Consider the following 18,465-nt stretch of genomic DNA (forward strand, 5'->3'; position numbering starts at 1 on the left):
AGTTTTGGCTCGCTTGAACATCGTGTCAAGAGGGCTATAGTGCGGAGACACGGACTGGGAACGTTCACGGTAGGAGCGCAACAGTGGGGGATCTGCGGCTCGACGGCCTCGCCTACGGCGGGGATTACGCCCCCGAGCAGTGGCCCGAGGAGGTGTGGGCCGAGGACGTCGCGCTCATGCGGCAGGCGGGCGTCAACCTGGTCAGCGTCGGCATCTTCAGCTGGGCGCTGCTGGAGCCGGCGCCGGGGGAGTACACCTTCGGCTGGCTCGACCGCGTGCTCGACCTGCTGCACGGGGCGGGCATCCGGGTCGACCTGGGCACGCCCACCGCCGCGCCGCCGCCGTGGTTCGCCCGCCGCCACCCGGGCGCCCGGCTCGTCGACCGGGCCGGGCACGTGCTCGGCCAGGGCGGGCGGCAGAGCTTCTGCCCGAGCGCGCCCGAATACGCCGCGGCCGCCGCCGGCATCGCCGAGCAGCTCGGCCGCCGCTACGGCGACCACCCGGCCCTGGTCCTGTGGCACGTGCACAACGAGTTCGCCGGGGTCAACGCGCACTGCTACTGCGACACGTGCGCCGGGGCGTTCCGCGACTGGCTGCGGGACCGCCACGGCGACCTGGCCACGCTGAACGCGGCCTGGGGCACCGCCTTCTGGGGCCAGCGCTACGGCGAGTGGGACGAGATCGAGCCGCCGCGGCTGGCCCCGACCGCCGTGAACCCGGCCCAGCAGCTGGACTTCCTGCGCTTCTGCTCCGACAACCACCTGGCCAACTACCGGCGCGAGCGCGACGTGCTGCGGGCGCACTCGCCGTCGGTACCGATCACGACCAACTTCATGATCGCGAACTGCAAGTGGGTCGACTACTGGAAGTGGGCCGGCGAGGTCGACGTCGTGGCCAACGACCACTACCTCGCCTCCGAGCGCCACGACCGCCACGTCGAGCTCGCGATGTGCGCCGACCTGACCCGCAGCCTCGCGGGCGGCGCCCCCTGGCTGCTCATGGAGCACTCCACCAGCGCGGTGAACTGGCAGCCGCGCAACATCGCCAAGCTCCCCGGGGAGCTGGCCCGCAACAGCCTCGCCCACGTGGCCCGCGGCGCCGACGGCGTCATGTTCTTCCAGTGGCGGGCCTCGCGCTTCGGCGCCGAGAAGTTCCACTCGGCGATGCTGCCCCAGGCCGGCACCGGGACCCGGATCTGGCGCGAGGTCACCGGCCTGGGCGAGCGGCTGGCCGGGCTCGGCGAGCTGCGCGGCAGCCGGGTCGCGGCCGACGTCGCGGTCGTCTGGGACTGGGAGGCGTGGTGGGCCCTGGAGCTGGAGTGGCGCCCGTCGGCCGACGTGACGTTCCGCGAGCGGGTCGAGGCCTACTACGCCCGGCTGTGGGAGGCCCATCTCACCGCCGACTTCGTGCACCCCGAGGCGGACCTCGGGCGTTACCCGCTCGTCGTGGTGCCGTCGCTGTACCTCACCACCGCCGCGGCCGCCAAGAACCTCGACGCCTACGTCTCGGGCGGCGGGACGCTCGTGGTGTCGTACTTCTCCGGCGTCGTGGACGCCAACGACACCGTGCCCGACGGGCCGTACCCGGGCTCGCTGCGCGACGTGCTCGGCGTGACGGTGGAGGAGTTCCTGCCGCTGCGCGCGGGCGAGCACGTCCGGCTCAGCGACGGCTCGGCCGCCGACGTGTGGGCCGAGGACGTGCGGCTGGCGGGAGCGGTCCCGGTGCTCGCGTACGTGGACGGGCCGGCGCCCGGCGGGCCGGCGGTCACCCGGCACGAGCGGGGCGGCGGGGTGGCGTGGTACGTCTCGACCCGCCTGGCCGACGCCGACCTGGGGCGGCTGCTGGAGCGGGTGTACGCCGACGCGGGGCTGGGGGCTCGGCCCGCCGTACCGTCCACTGTGGAGCTGGTGTCCCGGCCGCCCTATCTCTTCGCCATCAACCACGGCACCGAGCCGGCCGAGGTGCGCGGGGTGGCCGTGCCGGCCGGGGAAGTGGTGGTGCTTCGTGATCATTGAGATGCGCCGGGCCGAGATCCTGGCCGCCGCGCGGCAGTGCGGCGGGGTCGGGCTGCGCGAGCTGAGCCGGCGCTTCCATGTCTCGATCCCGACCATCCGCCGGGATCTGTCCGCCCTCGCCGAGCGCGGGCTGGTGCGGCGGGTGCACGGCGGGGCGGTTCCGCTCGTGGCCGACGCCGCGCCCGAGGATGTGCGGGCCGCGGCCGCCCTGGTCGAGCCGGGCATGGCGATCGGGATCTCCGGCCGCCGGCTCGGGCCACGGCTGGCCGCGCTCGTGGACGGGGTGACCCTGGTGACGCCGATGCTCGCCGTGGCCCGGGCCGTGCGGGGCGAGTCGGTGACGCTGCTGCTGGTCGGCGGGGTGCGCACCCCGTCGGGCAGCCACGCGGGGCCGCTCGCCGAGCAGACGCTGCGGAGCCTGCACCTGGACATCGCGTTCGTCGAGCCGTGCGCGAGCGGGGATCTGCTCGCCGCCGCGACCGACCAGGCCATGCTGCGCCGGGCACGTCGGCGGATCACCCTGTAGTGCCCGTTTCTTCACCATATGATGGAGTTCATGTCGCCCGACGTCCGTGCCGCCTATGAGGAGATGCTCGCCGCGCAGGTCATGCCGCGGCTGCGGGGCCTGGGATTCGGCGCGGACTTACGGCGGGACACCCCCGGCGAGGGGACCGTGGCGATCGCGTTCGCGGGCGAGCGGGCCACGTTCCCCGGGCAGGTGGCCTTCGCGATCGAGGTGCGGGCCGCCACCGGTCGATGGGTGTCGTACGCGCGCGAGACCGGCGCCGACGAGCCGGCCCAGATCTGGGGGCGGGTCGCGCCGCCGGCCGGGTTCGGCTTCCACCTCGGCAGCGACGACTGGAACCTGCGCACGGCCGCGGACGCGCCCGGCTACGGCGCCGAGATCGTCCGGTTGCTCGGCGACGTCGTCGTGCCCGGGATCGAGCGGCACCTCGAGCTGAACGCGGCCCTGGAGCGGGCGTTCGCCGACGGGGAGGCCGTCGCGGCGTTCGGGCCACCGCCGGCGCTGCCCGGCATCATCAACCGGATGTCGTACGCCGAGCCGGACGACCCGTACGTGGCGTGGCTGCGGGCCGGTGCGGTGCACACCGGCCCGCCCTCGGGGGTCACGCCGTCCAGGCGACGTTCGGGTTGATGTGCCCGGTCCAGTCGAACAGCGCCATGTTGTCCCACTGGTCGCCGGTGCCGTTGATGTTCGCCGGGTCCCAGCCGTTGCCCTTGACGGCGTACCAGGTCGGCTCCCAGTAGAAGACCCCGACCGCGCCGGCCGAGCGGGCCGTGTTCTGCACCGCGGTGAACTCCGCGCCCTGGCCCTGCCACGTGGCCGGGTAGCCGGAGCACGGGGCCGAGCCGCCGACGGAGTTCGCCTCGGAGTCGGCGTTCGCGGCGGTGAACGGGTAGGCGGTCTCGGCGAGGATGACCGGCTTGCCGTAGCGGGTGCGCACGTCGCCGATCACCGCGGACAGGTTGGCCAGGGTGCCGTGCCACATGCAGTAGTACGACAGGCCCGTGATGTCCCAGGTCACGCCCTTGGCCTTGATGCCGTCGTAGAACCAGCGGGCGTTCGCGTCGCTGTCGGCGTCCGCGGTGTGGATGATGACCTGGGTGCCGCTGTTGCACGCCTTGGTCGCGTTGTACCCGGACTTGAGCAGCAGGCTCAGGTTCGTGAAGTCGTTGTTGACGACCTTGCCGTCGTTCCACAGCATGCCGACGTTGATCTCGTTGCCGATCTGCACGCTGTCGGGGGTCGTGCCCTGGGCCTTCAGCGCGTTGCAGACCGACAGGGTGTAGTTGTAGACGTCGGTCTGCAGGGCCGAGATGGTGTGCGAGGCCCAGGCGGCGGGCTTGTACTGCTTGCCGGGGTCCGCCCAGGTGTCCGAGTAGTGGAAGTCGATCATGACCTGGAGGCCCTTGGCCTTCGCGGCCTTGGCCTGGATCAGGACCTTGGCGAGGTTGTTGTAGCCGCTGGCCGGGTTGTTCCAGATGCGCAGGCGCACGTAGTTGACGCCGACGCCCTTGAGGATGTCGAGCGGGTCGGCGGCCGTGCCGGCCGCGTTGTAGTACTTGGCGCCGAGGTCGAGGCTGCGCTGCAGGGACGACACGTCGGCGCCGCGCATGCTGATGGTGGCCGCCGCGGCGGGGGCGGCGTTGCTGACGGCGATGGCGGCGCCGAGTGCCACGACGGCGACGATGGCGGTTCTTCGCACGGGCTCTCCTTCGCTGGCTGGGCTGCTGCTGTGAGCGCTCCCAGTGTTCTGTTGCTGTGAGCGCTCCCAGTGTTCGAACCCCGCCGCCGCCGTGTCAACCCAGTGACAGATGTTGATTGATTCTGGGACCGTTCACGGTCGTTCGAGGCCGAGCTGCGCCAGCCAGGAGTCGACGGGGTGGCCGAGATCGTCGGCGCGGTCCAGCCACTCGGCGGCGCGACGCTCGTCCGGGTCGACGTCGCCGCCCATGAGGTACATGACGCCGAGCGTCGCCGCGGCCCGCGCGTTGCCGGCCAGCGCCGCGCGCTCGTAGTAGCCGACGGCGAGCCGCGGGTCCTTCGGGGCGCCGTTGCCGGTCGCGTGGGCGGCGCCGAGGTTGTACAGCGCCCGCGGCTGCCCCAGCTCCGCGGCCCGGTGCAGCCACCGGCCCGCCTCGGCGTCGTCGCGCTCCACGCCGGTGCCGGTGGAGAACAGGACGTAGAGCTCGAAGGCGGCGTCGGCGTCGTCGCGCTGCGCGGCCCACAGGTGGTGCTCGACCGCCGCGCCCGGGCGGCCCAGCCACTGCTCCAGCAGGCCGTACTGGTAGGCGGCGGCCGGGTCCCGCCGCGCGTGCGGGCGCAGCAGGGCCCGGGCCGACTCGCGGGCCGGGGCCGACGCCTCCCGGCTGCACTGCGCGAACAGCAGCGCGCCGTCGCGGTCGCCGAGCGCGGCGGCCTCGGCGAAGCAGCGCAGCGCCCGCCCGAGCGGATGCTCGGCCGGATCGGCGAACGGCAGCTCCGGCGACCAGGGCGCGGCCGGCAGCCGGTCCCCGTCGGTGCCCAGGTAGCACAGGCCCAGCTCCCGCCACGCCCGCGCGCTGCCGGCCCGGCCCGCGGCCCCGAGCCCTTCGACGACCGCGTCGGCCGCGGACAGGGGCAGGATGCCGATCATCATGTCGGCGCGGTTGATGCGGTGCGCCAGTTCCACGTACTCGTCCTCGGTCACTCCCCGATTTTGTCGTACCCCGTCGGTACGCTGCGGACATGGCCGAGGCGTTCGACACCGTTTCCGAGTACAGCTCCGCGATCGAGCAGATCAGGCAGGCCGCCGCCGCGTATTACAGCGGCCCCGACCTGGCGATGGACGACGCGGACTACGACGAGCTCATGCGGCGCGTCGCGGCGACGGAGCAGGCGCACCCGCAGTGGAAGCCCGAGGACTCCCCGACGGAGGTCGTGGCGGCCGGCGAGGGCGTGGCCGGCGACGTGGTGCACAGCGAGCCGATGCTCAGCCTCGACAACGTCTTCGACGCCGAGACGCTCACCAGGTGGGCGGCCCGGCTCGACAAGCTGCTCGGGCGCCCGGCCGCCGGCTACACCGTCGAGCCGAAGATCGACGGTCTGGCCATCGCCGCGCGCTACGAGGCCGGGCGGCTCGTGCAGGTCGCGACCCGCGGCGACGGGCGCGCCGGCGAGGACGTCACCGGCCAGGCCAGGCGGGCCGCCGGGCTGCCGGAGACGCTCACCGAGCCGGTGACGATCGAGGTGCGCGGCGAGGTGTTCATGACCGACGCCGACTTCGAGGTCGCCAATGCCATGCGCACCGCCACCGGGGAGCCGCCGTTCGCCCACCCGCGCAGCGCCGCGGCCGGCACCCTGCGCGCCCAGGACCGCACCTACGACGCGCCGATGTCGTTCCTGGCCTACGGGGTGCGCGGGCTCGGCGACGGGCCGCACTCGGCCGCGATGGCGCGGCTCGGCGGGCTCGGCGTCGCCTCCACCGCCGGGATGCCCGTGTGCGCGAGCATCGGCGAGATCCTGGTTGCGGTGAAGGAGCTCAACGAGAACCGGGCCACCCTTGGCTACGGCATCGACGGCGCCGTCATCAAGGCCGACGACCCCGCCGACCGGGATCTCGCCGGGTCGGGCAGCCGGGCGCCGCGGTGGGGGATCGCGTACAAGTTCCCGGCCGACACCCGCACCACCCGGCTGAAGGCGATCGAGGTGCAGATCGGCCGCACCGGCGTCATCACGCCCGTCGCCGTGCTCGAGCCGGTGCAGATCAGCGGCGTCATCGTCACCTCGGCCACCCTGCACAACTTCGACGACCTCGTGCGGCGCAACGTCCGCCCCGGCGACACCGTCTTCGTCCGCCGCGCCGGCGACGTCATCCCGGAGATCACCGGGGCCAAGCTCGACGAGCGCCCCGCCGACGCCGAGCCCTTCGAGCCGCCGGTCATGTGCCCCCGCTGCGGCGGCGAGATCGACCGCAGCCAGAAGCGCTGGCGCTGCACCACCGGCCGCGCGTGCGGCGCCCGCGAGGCCCTGTCCTACTACGCCAGCCGCGACTGCCTCGACATCGAGGGCCTCGGCGGCAAGATCATCGACATGCTCATCGCCGCCGGCCGCGTCACCGACCCCGCGGACCTCTACGACCTCGACGTCCCCACGCTCCTGACCTTCGAGCGCATGGGCGAGACCTCGGCGGGCAAGCTCGTCGCCGCCATCCAGGCCTCCAAGGCCCAGCCCCTCGGCCGCGTGCTGACCGGCCTCGGCGTGCGCATGACGGGCCGCTCCATGTCCCGCCGCCTGGCCGCGCACTTCGGCACCATGGACGCCCTGCTGGCCGCGACCCCGCTGGAGCTGCAGGAGGTCGAGGCGGTCGGCCCGGAGCGCGCGGTGACCATCGCCGCGGAGCTGGCCGAGCTGCGCCCGGTCATCGACCGCCTCGCCGAGCGCGGCGTGAACATGACCGAGCCCGGCTTCCGTCCGCGCCCCGCCGCTGCCTCCTCCTCGTCCCCGGATGCCGCCTCGTCCCCGGACGCCGCCGCCGTCCGGCTGCCGCTGCAGAAGGAGGACGGCAGCCCGATGACGGTCGTCGTGACCGGCTCGGTCCCGGGTCTGACGCGCAACGAGGGCAACGAGGCGGTCGAACGGCTGGGCGGCCGGTCATCGGGCTCCGTGTCGAAGAAGACGGACCTGGTGGTGGTGGGGGAGGGGGCGGGCTCGAAGGCGGCGAAGGCCGAGGAGCTGGGCGTCGAGATCATGCCGGCCGAGACCTTCGCCGAACTCCTGCGCACCGCGGGCGTCTGACCCACCGCGGCGCCGCGGCCCGCGTCACGCGGCTGGCGCCGTGCGGGGTGGCGCGGCTCGCTGTTCGCTGTTCGCTGTTCGCGGCTTGTGGCTCGCGCGCCGCGCGTCGTTCGCCGCTGCGGCTTGCTCGCGTTCGCGGCGTCACAACGTTGCGGTCGTGGTTCGTGGGTCGCGGCGGTGTTGGGTCGCGGTCGGGCGCGGTCGAGGTTCGTTCGTCTGCCGGGGCGTTGCCGGTCGCCGCCGGTCGTAGTCGAGCTCGCCAGTCGCGGCACCGGGTCGCACGGCTCGCTCTGTGCGGGCCACGGCTCCGGCTTCATGCGGGCCGCTGTCCCGGCTTCGTGCGGGCCGCGTGCCGCACGGCCCGCAGCCGGTGACGACCGTCTGCGCGGTGTTGACCAGGCCCGGCAGCACCCGCGTGACCGCAGGGCGTGGCCGGTCGGGTCGGCGCTCGCCTGCCCTCGTCTTTCTCGCCGGCCGTGCACTGCACGCCATCCCTCGCACATCGGCCCGCGGCCCTCGTCCTGCCCGCCGATCCGTTGCGAGCCCGGGACTCCTGCTGGTTGGCGCCCGCCGCAAATCTCTCTACACTGTAGAGAGATTTTTTCGACACGGGAGGTTGCCAGTGCGGGTGAGTTCGTCTGCGGTGTCGTTCAACGTCGCCGATCCGGTCGCGTCCGGCGCGTTTCTGCAGGAGCACTTGGGGTTTTCCGAGGCGATGTCGGCCGACGGGTTCGTGTCGCTGACCCGCGAGGACGTCGGGATGCACGTCATCTTCCTGCGCTGCGGGCTGGCCACGCTGCCGGAGGACCAGCGGGACGTGCACACGGCCGGCGTCATCCTCGCGTTCGTCGTTGACGATCTCGAGGGGGAATTGGGGCGGCTCGAGCGGGCGGGGGTCGCGATCACGATGCCGCTCACCGAGGAGGAGTGGGGTGAGCGGGCGTTCCAGGTGCGTGATCCCAACGGGGTCATCGTGCAGCTCGTCGACTGGAACGGCGCGCAGGGCGGCTGATCGGCCGAGAGAGGGGTGCCGTCGTCGCTGCGGCGGCACCCACCCGGCGTGTGGGATCGGGCCCGTATTCCGGGCCGTGAACGTTCCCGGGCCGTCCCGCCGGGTCGCATTCGGGCCGGTGGCGCGCCCCGGGTCGGGGCGAGCGGCACCGTAGCGGCGGTCGAGTGTCTCGCCCGGGCCGGAGCGTGTCCGGGGGCGGGGGCCGGGAGACCTGCGGGCCGCTCGCGAGTGTCGCCGTCCAAGTGGCGGCGGTACTCGCTCGCGGCCCGCTGTCAACGCGTGGGCACTCGGCCGTCGTGTGTCAGTGGTTCACCTTCCACACCCAGACGTCGACGATGTGTTTGCCCGTGCCGAAGAGCTGGTCGGCGGTCTGGCGTACGGCCTCGCTGTTGTTGTGCTGGTCCGGCACCACGATGTAGTCCGCCTGCCAGAACGACAGGTCGACCTTCGCCTGGGCCAGCTGGTCCGGGGTGATCTGGGGCACCGTCCCGTCGTTGGCCGCGTCGTTCATGATCTGCATGGTCGGGCGCGTCGGGGCGCTGAACGTGGCGGCCTTCTTCGGGTCGTCCGGGTTCGGGATGAGGAAGTAGCCGCCCGCGATGCGGAAGTCCAGGCCGGCCGCGGTGCTCCAGCGCATCGCGTCCAGGCCCTCGAACCAGCCCAGGGGCGCGGCCACGACGACCGAGTTCTCCGGGATCTCGGCGCGCCAGGCGTCCGTGCTGAAGAAGGCGGGGATCGGGGAGCGCGGGGAGGCGGGCTGGGGCGTGGGGATGAGCGGTACGAGGGCGATCACCAGGGCCACCGCCCACAGCCATCGGGCCGCCGGGGTCGTGTCCTCGTACTCGGGACGAATGTCTGTTTTTACACCCACTGCGCCATCCGACTTTTCCGGCGCCGCGGAGGCGACGAGGACGCCGCGGCGGGTGGGGTGTTCGCCCGTCGCGGCCGGGCCGTCGTCGGGCTCGGGGGCGCCGCCGGTGCCGTGCGGGGCGTCGGCGGTGGCGTCGGCCGGGTCCTCGTGCGGGCCGGCCATCACCGACCCGGTCGCGGCCGTGCTGCGCGGCGAGGCAGTGCCGTGGACGCCGACCACCCCGGCCGCCGTGAGCGGGCCGCCGGCGGGCGTGCCGTCCGGCGCGGGTGACTCGTCATGGGCGGCATCACCGTCGGCGAGGCGTCCGTCGTGGGTGGCATCACCGTCGGCGAGGTGCCCGTCGTAGGCGGCATCACCGTCGGCGTCGTGAGGCCTGACACGCTCCGGGACGCCGACGATGAAGCGGTCGACCAGCATCGCGAGGATCACCCCCAGCAGCGGGGCGATCGCCAGGCCGAGCCGCGTCGGCACCACGGAGTCGAACAGCGGCAGCTCGTGGACCCACTTCCAGGGCCCGTGCCAGGAGGTCTCCCGGCCGTTGTACTTGATCACCGTGCCCAGCGACAGCACCGCGAACACCAGCGCCGTGGCGAACAGCGCCCTGGCCGCCCGCTGCCGCCACAGTGCCACGGTCGCGGCGAGCGTCAGGCCCAGCAGCGGCAGGCCGAGGAAGGTGTTCTCCTCCGTCGCGCCGCCCATTTTCTCGATCACCCCGAGATCGTCCGGCGCGAGAATGGAACGGCGGCTGAATGCCTGGAACGAGCCCAGATCGCTGGAGAAGCCGTGGACGAAATCGGGCAGGCCGCGATAGGCCTGCGGGCCGAAGAACTGGTGGTAGAGCGGCACGGCCAGCAGCACGCCGGCGGCCACGGCGCCGACCAGCACGGCCGGCAGCGCGGCGCGGATCGCCGGGAGGTAGTCGCGCGGGTGCAGGTACACCAGCAGGAACACCGCCATCGCGACCGCGGTGAGGAAGAGGACCTCCTCGTTGATGAAGCACTGGTAGAGCACCACGGCGCCCAGCACCAGGCCCCGGCGCAGCACCGGGCCGGGCTCGCGCAGGCGCAGCACGTTCCACACGATGAACGGGATCAGGAACTGCCCGGCGATGTTCGGGTGCCCGGTGCTCTGCGAGATCATCGAGGGGGCGAACCCGCAGAAGAGTCCGCCGACCCACGCGGCGGCGCGGGACGTGACAACATGGCGGGAAAGAATGAAATACCACGCGGCGGCGGTGCCGGCGAGAGCGATGGTGTCGATGAGCACGAACGTGACGCCTGCGCCGAACAGTAACGTGATCGGAGCTAAGGGTAATGCGAGTCCGAGAACGGAGGTGTTCGCCATCAGATTGACGCCCACCGGTGCATTCAACTGATCGGTGAAGAACGGATTGTCACCGTGCGTGAAGAACCGTGCCGCATGCGTCAGCACCCACTCGAAGAAGATCTGATCCTGGGTGTTGTCGGCGAACATCCGGCCCTGTGGATCGGCCCACAGATGCTGGAGCACCAGCACGGCGCACACGACATATGTGAGCAGCGCAACGGCCGCGGCCCGGACCTCGCGGGTCTTCTCCCCGAATTTCACGGTGACACCATAGTTGCCGCCCGAAGTGCGCCGCAGGGGCTGGCGGGGGACTATCAACGCCGATACACTACGCCAGTTCTGGCAGACATGATCAGTATTCACGTAGGGGTGCAGAGTGCCGAATCCGGACGCGGCAATCCTCGGAGACCAGGCCATCCAGTCGGAGGTGCTCGAAGGCCTGGCGATGGCGAAGAACCACCGCAAGTGGTTCGTGGCGTTCGCGACGCCATACCTCGGTGACCATCCGATCGAGGTCTCGGCCGGTCTCGGTGACTACGCCGCGGAGTGGCTCGAGCACACCGGGAAGATGACCCTGACCGAGGCGGAGCACAGCCGCATCGTCGCACTCAAGGAGCGCTTCGCCGACCACGCGGGCGTCAGCGTGCGCGAGCTGCTGCTGCCCAGTGACGTGAGCGCGGACCACAGCGCCGCGATCTCATACAACGTGCTCGAGCACATCGACGACGACATCGGCGGCCTGCGCACCATGCGCTCGCTGGTCCGCCCCGGCGGCTACGTGATCAACGTGGTCCCGGCGTTCCCGTTCGCCATGGGGCCGGCCGACATCGCCACCGGCCACGTGCGGCGCTACACCAAGAAGACGATGCGGGCGGCCATGCACGAGGCCGACCTCGAGATCGTCAAGCTGCACTACGCCAACTCGCTCGGCCTGATCGGGTACTACGTCTCGACGTGCCTGCTCAAGCAGATGCCCGGCCCCGGCCCGATGGTCAAGTTCTACGACACCACGGTCGCCCCGATGACCCGGTTCATGGAGCGCGCCTTCCGGCCGCCCTTCGGCCAGTCGGTCATCGCGATCGGCCGTCGCCCGCTGCAGGGCTGACCCGGCGCTTCACCGTCGCCCCAGGGCCCATGGGCCCTGGGGCGATTTGCGTCTGCCGGTACCGTCGGGAAGTGCCCGCCCGCCTGCGCCGCCTGGTGCTGCCGGTGTCCTGCGCCGGCGTCGGGGCGCTCGCGTGGTGGCTCGGCGCGGCCGAGGGCTACGCGATCATCCGCTGGGCCGGGGTGGCCGTCGTGGCGCTGTCGGTCCTCGCCGCGGCGTACGCGCTCGCCGGGGACCGGCTGCCGGGCGCCCACGGCGCCGGGATCACCGCGGCCGACCGGCGACCGCTCGCCGCCACCCGCGCGGAGCTCGCGGCCCGGCTCGGCTGGGAGGTGCGCAACAGCGACCCCCGCCTGCTGGACTGGGCCCGCGACGGGCTGCTCACCGACGGCGCCGAGCGCCGGGCCAACCACGTGCTGACCGGGGTGCGCCGGGGGCTGCGGTTCGCGGTGTTCGAGTACGTGCGCCGCCGCCCCGGCGACGACGGTCTCGTCGGCACCACGGTCTGGATGGTCCTGCTGCCCTCGGCGCTGCCCTCGTTCGAGCTCCGCCGCGCCCGGCCCGGTGCCGAGTGGTCCGTGCGAGCCGTCGATCCGGCGGTCGTACCGCCCGTGCTGACCGCCCCCGTCCTGGCCCGGCTGCGAGCGGGCGACCTGCTGCACCTGCAGGCGGAGGGCCCGACGCTGATCACGCACCGGCCCGGGTTCGCCTCGGGCGGCGGCGCCCAGTCCATCGTGGTCCGCGAAACGGAGTCCCTCCTGGCCGCCGCCGAGGCGCTCCTGCGGCGGTGACGAGCGCCGCGAGCCCGTTACGACCCCGCGCGGGACGACGGCGTGGCGGGCGCTGCGAGCCCGTTGCGACCCCGCGCGGGACGACGGCGTGGCGGGCGCTGCGAGCCCGTTGCGACCCCGCGCGGGACGACGGCGTGGCGGGCGCTGCGAGCCCGTTGCGACCCCCCGCGCGGGACGACGGCGTGGCGGGCGCTGCGAGCCCGTTGCGACCCCCGCGCGGGACGACGGCGTGGCGGGCGCTGCGAGCCCGTTGCGACCCCCCGCGCGGGACGACGGCGTGGCGGGCGCTGCGAGCCCGTTGCGACCCCCGCGCGGGACGACGGCGTGGCGGGCGCTGCGAGCCCGTTGCGACCCCCGCGCGGGACGACGGCGTGACGAGCGCTACGAGCCCGTCACGACCCCGCGCGGGACGACGGCGCCCAGCCCAGGGCCGGGCCCAGCCGGGTCGCGATGTCGGTCAGGATCTGCACGTAGTCGGCGTGCTCGAAGGTGAACGGCAGCGCGAAGGCGACCTCGTCGATCTCGCGGAAGGCCGCGTGCGCGTAGAGGCGCTCGGCGATCTCCTGCGCCGGGCCGACCAGGTCCGGGGCGAACATCAGGCGCGCCGGCCCCTGCGGCGTGGCCGTGCGCGGGGTGCGCTTGGCGGCGTACTCGGCGTACTTCTTCCGCTGCGCCGGCGTCGCGCTGTCGGTCGGGATGACGACGAGGCCCTGCGACACGCGCGCCGCGGCACCGTTCGGGTGCGCCGCGCGGAACGCCCGCACGTGGGCGAGCTGGACGGCGGCGAAGTCCGGGGCGGGGTCCTCGGCATCCTCGGCCTTCACGACGCTGCTCGTGAGCAGGTTCATGCCGTGCTCGCCGGCCCACTGCGCCGAGCGGAGACTGCCGCCGCCGTACCACATCCGCGACCGCAGCCCCGGCGAGTGCGGCTCCACGCGCCGGGAGAAGACCTCGAATCCCTCGGTGCCCTCGAAGTCGCTGGCCGCCTCGCCGGCGACGAACGACAGGAGGCGCTCGACCCGCGCGTACGTGAAGTCCTCGGCGTCGGCGGTGTCCGGATACAGCGCCGCGCGGACCCGGTCGTAGTGCATCGGCGGCCCGACGCTGATCCCCGGGTTGAGCCGCCCGCCGCTGAGCAGGTCGACGGTCGCCAGGTCCTCGGCCAGGCGCAGCGGGTTCTCCCAGCCCAGCGGCATCACGGCGGTGCCCAGCTCGATCCGGGCGGTGCGCTGCGACGCCGCCGCGATCACGGTCAGCGGCGAGCTGATCCCGTGCTGCAGGTGCCGGTGGCGCAGCCAGGCGCTGTCGAAGCCGAGCCGCTCGCCGAGCGCGATGACCTCGAGCGTGGACTCGTGCCCGGCCGCCGGATCGTCCGGGTCGAACAGGCCGATGGTGAGAAAACCCAGCTTGCGCAGGGGCTGATCGGGTGCGGGCATGCGCGTGCTCCTCGAGTGTTTCATGTGGACGGTGCCGGGGGTATGGATCGACCAGTCCGAACCCCCCCAACCCCGGAGGCTGTCGTGTCGGCTCAGGCCGTGCTCTACCTCATCGCCATTGTCCTGCTCGTCGTCGCCGCGCTGCCCGTTCCCGTGCGGGGCGTGAACCTCGCCTGCCTGGCGGGCGCCTGCGCGCTGCTGGCCTTCGCCTGGCCGACGATCACGGCCTGAGCGGGCCGGCGATCACGGCCTGAGCGGGCCGGCGATCACGGCCTGAGCCGGGCGGCGCCCGGCCGCCCCGCCAGGCGGCCGCGGCGCCACCCGCGCCGGCGGGCGAACGCGTTCGGGGCATCGACCGCAACCGTGCAGTACTACGTGCCAGTCCCCAGGTCGGAGCCGATCAGGCGATGTCATATGACCGACTTGCCGATCATATGACAGGCGAGCAACAGGTACAAAAGGCAGGTAGGCCGGTTGCTCTCGAATAGGGGTTTGTCGCCGATGGCTGGCATGGTGCCGTTCACCAACAACTACTCGGACCACTCGACCCGCGAGGGGTACCAGTTCGAGTTCAACTGCATGCGGTGCGGAAACGGGTACTCCTCCTCGTTCCAGCACTCCGTCACCGGCTTCGGCGGTCGTCTGCTGCGCATCGGCGGCGACCTGCTCGGCGGTGACATCGGCAACAAGGCCTCCCAGATCGGCTGGGACGCGGAGTGGATGCGCGACGGCGTGCGCGGCTCGACCCGCGACAAGGCCCTGGCCAAGGCCGCCGAGGAGATGCAGGTCCACTTCACCCAGTGCCACCGCTGCGGCCAGTGGGTGTGCCAGCAGGTCTGCTGGAACCACGAGCGCGGCCTGTGCACGAGCTGCGCCCCGCGCCTCGACCAGGAGATCGCCGGCATGCAGGCGGCCGCCCAGGTCAACCAGCTGCACGAGCAGATCAACCAGGTCAACTGGACCCAGGGCGTCAACTACCGCGACCAGGCCGTGGGCCGGTGCCCCTCGTGCATGAACGAGACCGGCGGCGGCAAGTTCTGCCAGCACTGCGGCACCCCGCTGGCGGCGGCCCCGGCCCAGCAGAAGAAGTTCTGCGGCAACTGCGGCACGCCGACGAGCCCGGGCGCGATGTTCTGCGCCGAATGCGGCCAGTCGACGGCCTGACGTGCACTATCGCCTCATCGCCGACGGCGGTGCCCTGCTCGACGAGGGCGGCGCCACCGCCGAGATGGCCGGCGGCGCGCTGGTCGTGACCCCCGAGCAGGGTGCCGTCCTGCGGGTCGCGCCCGGGGACGTGGTCGAGATCCAGGAGCCGCAGCCGTACGTCGTGCTGCTCGTCCTCGCCGACGGCGCCCGGCTCGAGCTGAGCCGCCTCGGCGTGATGCGCACCCAGCTGCTCGCGGAGCTGTCCGAGGCGCGGGTCGCCGACACCGAGCAGGTGCTGCTCCTCGACGGCGTCGGCTCGGCCGAGGCGTTCCCCGGGTGGGCCGACGGCTCCCCGGCCGAGCTGCGGCTCTACGACGACGCGCTCGTGATCGTCCCCGACGCCGGGCTCGCCGAGAAGCTCCCGTACGCGTTCATCAAGGGCGTGACGACCGACAGCAGCGGGTACACCATCGGCATCGACGTCCCGGGGCGCCCCCCGATCGCCGTCGGCCGGCTCGCCCGCCGCACCAGCGAGTTCCTCGACCTGCTGCGCGCCCGCACCGCCGCCGCGTCCGGGCGCACCAGCCACTTCCTCGCCGCCCTGCTGCCCGGCCTCGGCCCGGTCGCGCTGCGCTCGGTCGCGGCGCTGCTGCGCGACGGGCTCGCCGCCCCGCGCGAGGGCCTCGAGGCGGTCGAGACCGGCGTGTTCCCGGCCCTGATCAACGCGGCCACCCGGCCCGAGCGGGTCGCGGGCGCCCAGCACCTGCTCGGCCTGGGGCGGGTGTGGCTGGGGTTCAAGCAGACGGTCTCCGTGCAGCGGGAGGGCTCCGGCGCCGGCCCGTGGCGCGACTCCGCCCGGCCGCCGGTCCTCGACCACGACGGGCGGGCGGGCTACTTCGGCTCGGGCCTGCCTGGCATGCTCGCCGCGGGCTTCGTCTCGGGCGCGGGGTCGGGCTTCGACGGCCCGTTCGACGCCTACGGCCCCGGGCTCGCCTACGGCATGCTCGGCACCATGGGCGGCTTCCAGAGCGGCAACTCCGCCGGCCCCCACCTGCCCCGGTCGGTCTTCCCGCACGAGTCCGTCACCCCGGCGTACACCGACCACGCGGCGCTCACGGACCCGGCCGACCCCGCGGTGCTCGCGTTCCTGCTGGTCCTCACCCCGTCCGGGCACCTGGTCTACGAGGTGCTCAACGCGGCCGACCACGCCACCTACGTGTTCACCTGCCGCGACGCCGACCAGGCGGCCCAGCTCAACCGGGCCCTGGACCTGCTCGGCTTCCGCGTCGAGGGGATCTACGCCGACGCGACCTCGGCCGCGTCGCAGTATCGCAAGACCGCCCAGCGCCTGCCCGCCCTGCGGGTCCTGCGGGAGCGCTTCGCCGGCCGCGTGATCCACACCGACGGCTGGACCGGGCAGCTGAAACTGGCGATTTCACGGATCCCGGGCCCAGCCTGACCTGGACACACTGACGCGCATCGAAGTATTGCCCTCCTCAACCGGGAGACAACGGTGCGAAACACCCCCGCCATCCGGCTCGCGCTGCGCGTCGGGCTGCTCCTCACCCTCATGGGCTCGGCCGTCGCCACGGTCGCGTCCCCGGCCCTCGCGGACGAGATCGGCCAGGCGCCGACCGCGTCCAACATCACCGGCAACGGCAGCTTCGCCACCACCTCGGCGAGCATCCCCAGCACGGTCAGCGGCTTCGGCGGCGGCCGCGTGTACTACCCGACCGCCGCCGGGCAGTACCCGGTGATCGCCATCTCGCCCGGGTTCACCGCCACCTGGTCCAGCCTCGCCTGGATCGGCCCCCGCCTGTCCTCGTGGGGCTTCGTGGTGGTCGGCATCGAGACGAACTCGATCTACGACCAGCCGGCCAGCCGCGGCAGCCAGCTCCTCGCCGCGCTCAACTGGGCCGTCGGCTCGTCGCCGACCGCGGTGCGCTCCCACGTCGACGGCAGCCGCCGCGGCGTGGCCGGGCACTCCATGGGTGGCGGCGGCACCCTCGAGGCGCTCGCCGCCGACACGACGGGCCTGGTCAAGGCCGGCGTTCCGCTCGCGCCCTGGAACACCGACAAGAGCTGGAACACGGTGAGCGAGCCGGTGCTCATCGTCGGCGGCCAGTCGGACACGGTCGCCCCGCCGTCGAGCCACGCCATCCCGTTCTACAACACCCTGGCCGGTCCCAAGACGTACGTCGAGCTGACGGGCGCCAGCCACTTCTTCCCGCAGACCACCAACCCGACCGTCTCGCGGGCGATGGTCTCCTGGTTCAAGCGGTGGGTCAGCCAGGACTCGCGCTTCACCCCGTTCACCTGCGGGTTCACGGGCACGGCGGTGTCGAGCTTCCGCAGCACCGCCTGTTAAGGCCTACCTGAGGCGGGGCTGCGGCGGGCCCAGATTCCGCCTCGCTCCCACCCCAGGTATGAAACAGGCCTTAAGTGACGTGCAGCGGATGGTCCCGCGCCTCGCGCACCTCGCCGATGCGCGGGAACATCCGCCGCAGCCGCGGCAGCCGCCGGGCCACCTCGCGGGGATCGTCGAAGTCCCACGACGGCCCGGCCGGTGCCGCCCCCGCGGGCGGCGCCGACCGCGGCCACTCGGCCTCGTCCCAGTCGCGGGTCTCCCGCCCCGCGAGGCGCCGGATCTCGGGCACCTCGGCCAGCGTGTCCGGCTCGGCGAGGACCCGCGCGGCGGTGGCCGGGTCCAGGGTGCTCACGAGCCAGTGCCGGAAGGCCCGGAAGTCCTCGCCCGAACAGCGTCCGTCCATGATCTGGTAGGCCGCGCCCCAGAGGTCGGCCGTGGCGTCGTCCACGGGCGCGGAGCCTAGGGCGCGCGGGTGTCCGGGACCTCGACGGTGGTCGTGATCCGGGCCAACGACGGGTGGCGCGGCGTCGAGGCGAACCCGAAGCGCACCGGCGGCTCCACGTCGGTCAGCGGCCCGAGGTCGCGCCCGTCCCACGTGGCGGTGGCGGCGGCGACGGGGTGGAGGTCCCGCACGCCGTACCATTCCCGCCGCCCGTTGCCCGCGCTGCCACAGGTGCGCACGCCCCGCAGCGCCAAGCGCGCCGGCAGGTCCACGAGGCGCACCCAGCCCGGGTGCCGCGCCAGTCCCGCCGGTACCGCGCGCAGCAGCCATCCCAGCCCGCCGCGACGGCCCACGGTGAAGTCCAGCCGCAGCGGCCCCGCCCCGACGTGCCAGGCCCGCCCGGCGCTCACCTCCATGGCCTCGACCCGCACCTCGTCGAAGGCGTAGGTGGCGGCCACGAACGCGGCCAGCTCCGCGGTCTGGGCCAGCAGCACCCGGTGGCCGCCGGGGTGCTCCACCATCACGTCGCTGACCGGCCCGAACGGCGAGCGCGGCCAGTGCCCGAGCACGAGCCGCGTCCCGCTGCCCGTCCCGATCCCGGCGATCCACCCGTCGAAGCGCACGCGCACGCGATCCTCATACCCCGCGGGCGCC

Annotated in this window: 17 protein-coding genes; 11 read left to right on the forward strand and 6 right to left on the reverse strand. The window is 73.2% G+C overall.

From position 1 onward, the window contains the following. Nucleotides 1-83 precede the first annotated feature (83 nt). From AC6JBM_RS07035 to AC6JBM_RS07045, 3 genes are read left to right on the forward strand one after another with little or no spacing between them, the layout of a single operon-like run. A complete protein-coding gene (locus AC6JBM_RS07035) occupies nt 84-2,015 on the forward strand; it encodes a beta-galactosidase (RefSeq protein WP_497982781.1) in 1,932 nt (643 codons plus the stop codon). After that, the gene (locus AC6JBM_RS07040) at nt 2,005-2,541 is read left to right on the forward strand and encodes a DeoR/GlpR family DNA-binding transcription regulator (protein WP_497982782.1); all 537 of its coding nucleotides are present in this window, start codon (nt 2,005-2,007) and stop codon (nt 2,539-2,541) included. Before AC6JBM_RS07035 ends, AC6JBM_RS07040 begins: the two co-directional genes overlap by 11 nt. Before the next feature lie 30 nt (nt 2,542-2,571). Beyond that, the gene (locus AC6JBM_RS07045; protein WP_497982783.1) at nt 2,572-3,171 is read left to right on the forward strand and encodes a hypothetical protein; all 600 of its coding nucleotides are present in this window, start codon (nt 2,572-2,574) and stop codon (nt 3,169-3,171) included. Here the strand turns inward: AC6JBM_RS07045 and AC6JBM_RS07050 are convergent. Both AC6JBM_RS07050 and AC6JBM_RS07055 read right to left on the reverse strand, forming a co-directional pair. Further along, nucleotides 3,143-4,243 carry a glycoside hydrolase family 53 protein gene (locus tag AC6JBM_RS07050; protein ID WP_350611009.1) on the reverse strand — a complete coding sequence of 367 codons (1,101 nt, stop codon included), beginning with the start codon at nt 4,241-4,243 and terminating at the stop codon, nt 3,143-3,145. The two genes, AC6JBM_RS07045 and AC6JBM_RS07050, sit on opposite strands and share 29 nt — an antisense overlap. Nucleotides 4,244-4,375: 132 nt before the next feature. Beyond that, entirely contained in the window at nt 4,376-5,227 is an 852-nt protein-coding gene (locus AC6JBM_RS07055) for a tetratricopeptide repeat protein (protein WP_497982784.1), read from the reverse strand. A 38-nt stretch (nt 5,228-5,265) separates the two neighbouring features. On the opposite strand from AC6JBM_RS07055, the gene ligA reads away from it, so the two are divergent. Both ligA and AC6JBM_RS07065 read left to right on the forward strand, forming a co-directional pair. Further along, nucleotides 5,266-7,314 (forward strand): NAD-dependent DNA ligase LigA, encoded by a 2,049-nt coding sequence (gene ligA, locus AC6JBM_RS07060; RefSeq protein WP_497982785.1) that lies wholly within the window; start codon nt 5,266-5,268, stop codon nt 7,312-7,314. A gap of 622 nt (nt 7,315-7,936) precedes the next feature. Beyond that, entirely contained in the window at nt 7,937-8,326 is a 390-nt protein-coding gene (locus tag AC6JBM_RS07065; RefSeq protein ID WP_497982786.1) for a VOC family protein, read from the forward strand. Nucleotides 8,327-8,627: 301 nt separating this feature from the next. Here AC6JBM_RS07065 and AC6JBM_RS07070 read toward each other — a convergent pair whose 3' ends face one another. Next, nucleotides 8,628-10,784: a DUF6311 domain-containing protein gene (locus AC6JBM_RS07070; protein ID WP_497982787.1), complete on the reverse strand. Its 2,157-nt coding sequence runs from the start codon at nt 10,782-10,784 to the stop codon at nt 8,628-8,630. Nucleotides 10,785-10,968: 184 nt separating this feature from the next. Between AC6JBM_RS07070 and AC6JBM_RS07075 the strand changes: the two genes are divergently transcribed. Continuing rightward, nucleotides 10,969-11,628 carry a methyltransferase gene (locus AC6JBM_RS07075; RefSeq protein ID WP_497986429.1) on the forward strand — a complete coding sequence of 220 codons (660 nt, stop codon included), beginning with the start codon at nt 10,969-10,971 and terminating at the stop codon, nt 11,626-11,628. A gap of 71 nt (nt 11,629-11,699) precedes the next feature. Further along, on the forward strand, nt 11,700-12,419 hold the full coding sequence (locus AC6JBM_RS07080) for a hypothetical protein (protein WP_497982788.1): 720 nt from the start codon (nt 11,700-11,702) through the stop codon (nt 12,417-12,419). Nucleotides 12,420-12,811: 392 nt separating this feature from the next. On the opposite strand, the gene AC6JBM_RS07085 is transcribed toward AC6JBM_RS07080, so the two are convergent. Then, nucleotides 12,812-13,855, reverse strand: a complete 1,044-nt coding sequence (locus tag AC6JBM_RS07085; RefSeq protein ID WP_497982789.1) for an LLM class flavin-dependent oxidoreductase — start codon at nt 13,853-13,855, stop codon at nt 12,812-12,814. Nucleotides 13,856-13,939: 84 nt separating this feature from the next. On the opposite strand from AC6JBM_RS07085, the gene AC6JBM_RS07090 reads away from it, so the two are divergent. The 4 genes from AC6JBM_RS07090 to AC6JBM_RS07105 all read left to right on the forward strand — a co-directional run bounded on the left by AC6JBM_RS07090 (nt 13,940) and on the right by AC6JBM_RS07105 (nt 17,369). After that, nucleotides 13,940-14,086 carry a hypothetical protein gene (locus AC6JBM_RS07090; RefSeq protein WP_350611002.1) on the forward strand — a complete coding sequence of 49 codons (147 nt, stop codon included), beginning with the start codon at nt 13,940-13,942 and terminating at the stop codon, nt 14,084-14,086. 270 nt (nt 14,087-14,356) lie between these two features. Then, nucleotides 14,357-15,019 (forward strand): zinc ribbon domain-containing protein, encoded by a 663-nt coding sequence (locus AC6JBM_RS07095; protein ID WP_497982790.1) that lies wholly within the window; start codon nt 14,357-14,359, stop codon nt 15,017-15,019. A gap of 1 nt (nt 15,020) precedes the next feature. Beyond that, nucleotides 15,021-16,460, forward strand: coding sequence for a hypothetical protein (locus AC6JBM_RS07100; RefSeq protein WP_497982791.1), 1,440 nt, complete (start codon nt 15,021-15,023; stop codon nt 16,458-16,460). A 54-nt stretch (nt 16,461-16,514) separates the two neighbouring features. Continuing rightward, nucleotides 16,515-17,369 carry an alpha/beta hydrolase family protein gene (locus AC6JBM_RS07105; protein ID WP_497982792.1) on the forward strand — a complete coding sequence of 285 codons (855 nt, stop codon included), beginning with the start codon at nt 16,515-16,517 and terminating at the stop codon, nt 17,367-17,369. 70 nt (nt 17,370-17,439) lie between these two features. Here the strand turns inward: AC6JBM_RS07105 and AC6JBM_RS07110 are convergent, their stop codons facing one another. Further along, entirely contained in the window at nt 17,440-17,817 is a 378-nt protein-coding gene (locus AC6JBM_RS07110) for a DUF4240 domain-containing protein (RefSeq protein WP_497982793.1), read from the reverse strand. A gap of 11 nt (nt 17,818-17,828) precedes the next feature. After that, complete coding sequence (locus AC6JBM_RS07115) at nt 17,829-18,440, reverse strand: hypothetical protein (RefSeq protein WP_497982794.1); 612 nt, start codon at nt 18,438-18,440, stop codon at nt 17,829-17,831. Nucleotides 18,441-18,465: the final 25 nt, after the last annotated feature.

This window comes from Dactylosporangium thailandense, assembly GCF_059739745.1.

Coding starts and splice junctions, on each gene's coding strand:
- AC6JBM_RS07045 (WP_497982783.1), top strand. CDS start 2,572: ATGTCGCCCGACGTCCGTGCCGCCTATGAGGAGATGCTCGCCGCGCAG.
- ligA (WP_497982785.1), top strand. CDS start 5,266: ATGGCCGAGGCGTTCGACACCGTTTCCGAGTACAGCTCCGCGATCGAG.
- AC6JBM_RS07075 (WP_497986429.1), top strand. CDS start 10,969: ATGGCGAAGAACCACCGCAAGTGGTTCGTGGCGTTCGCGACGCCATAC.
- AC6JBM_RS07085 (WP_497982789.1), bottom strand. CDS start 13,855: ATGCCCGCACCCGATCAGCCCCTGCGCAAGCTGGGTTTTCTCACCATC.
- AC6JBM_RS07095 (WP_497982790.1), top strand. CDS start 14,357: ATGGCTGGCATGGTGCCGTTCACCAACAACTACTCGGACCACTCGACC.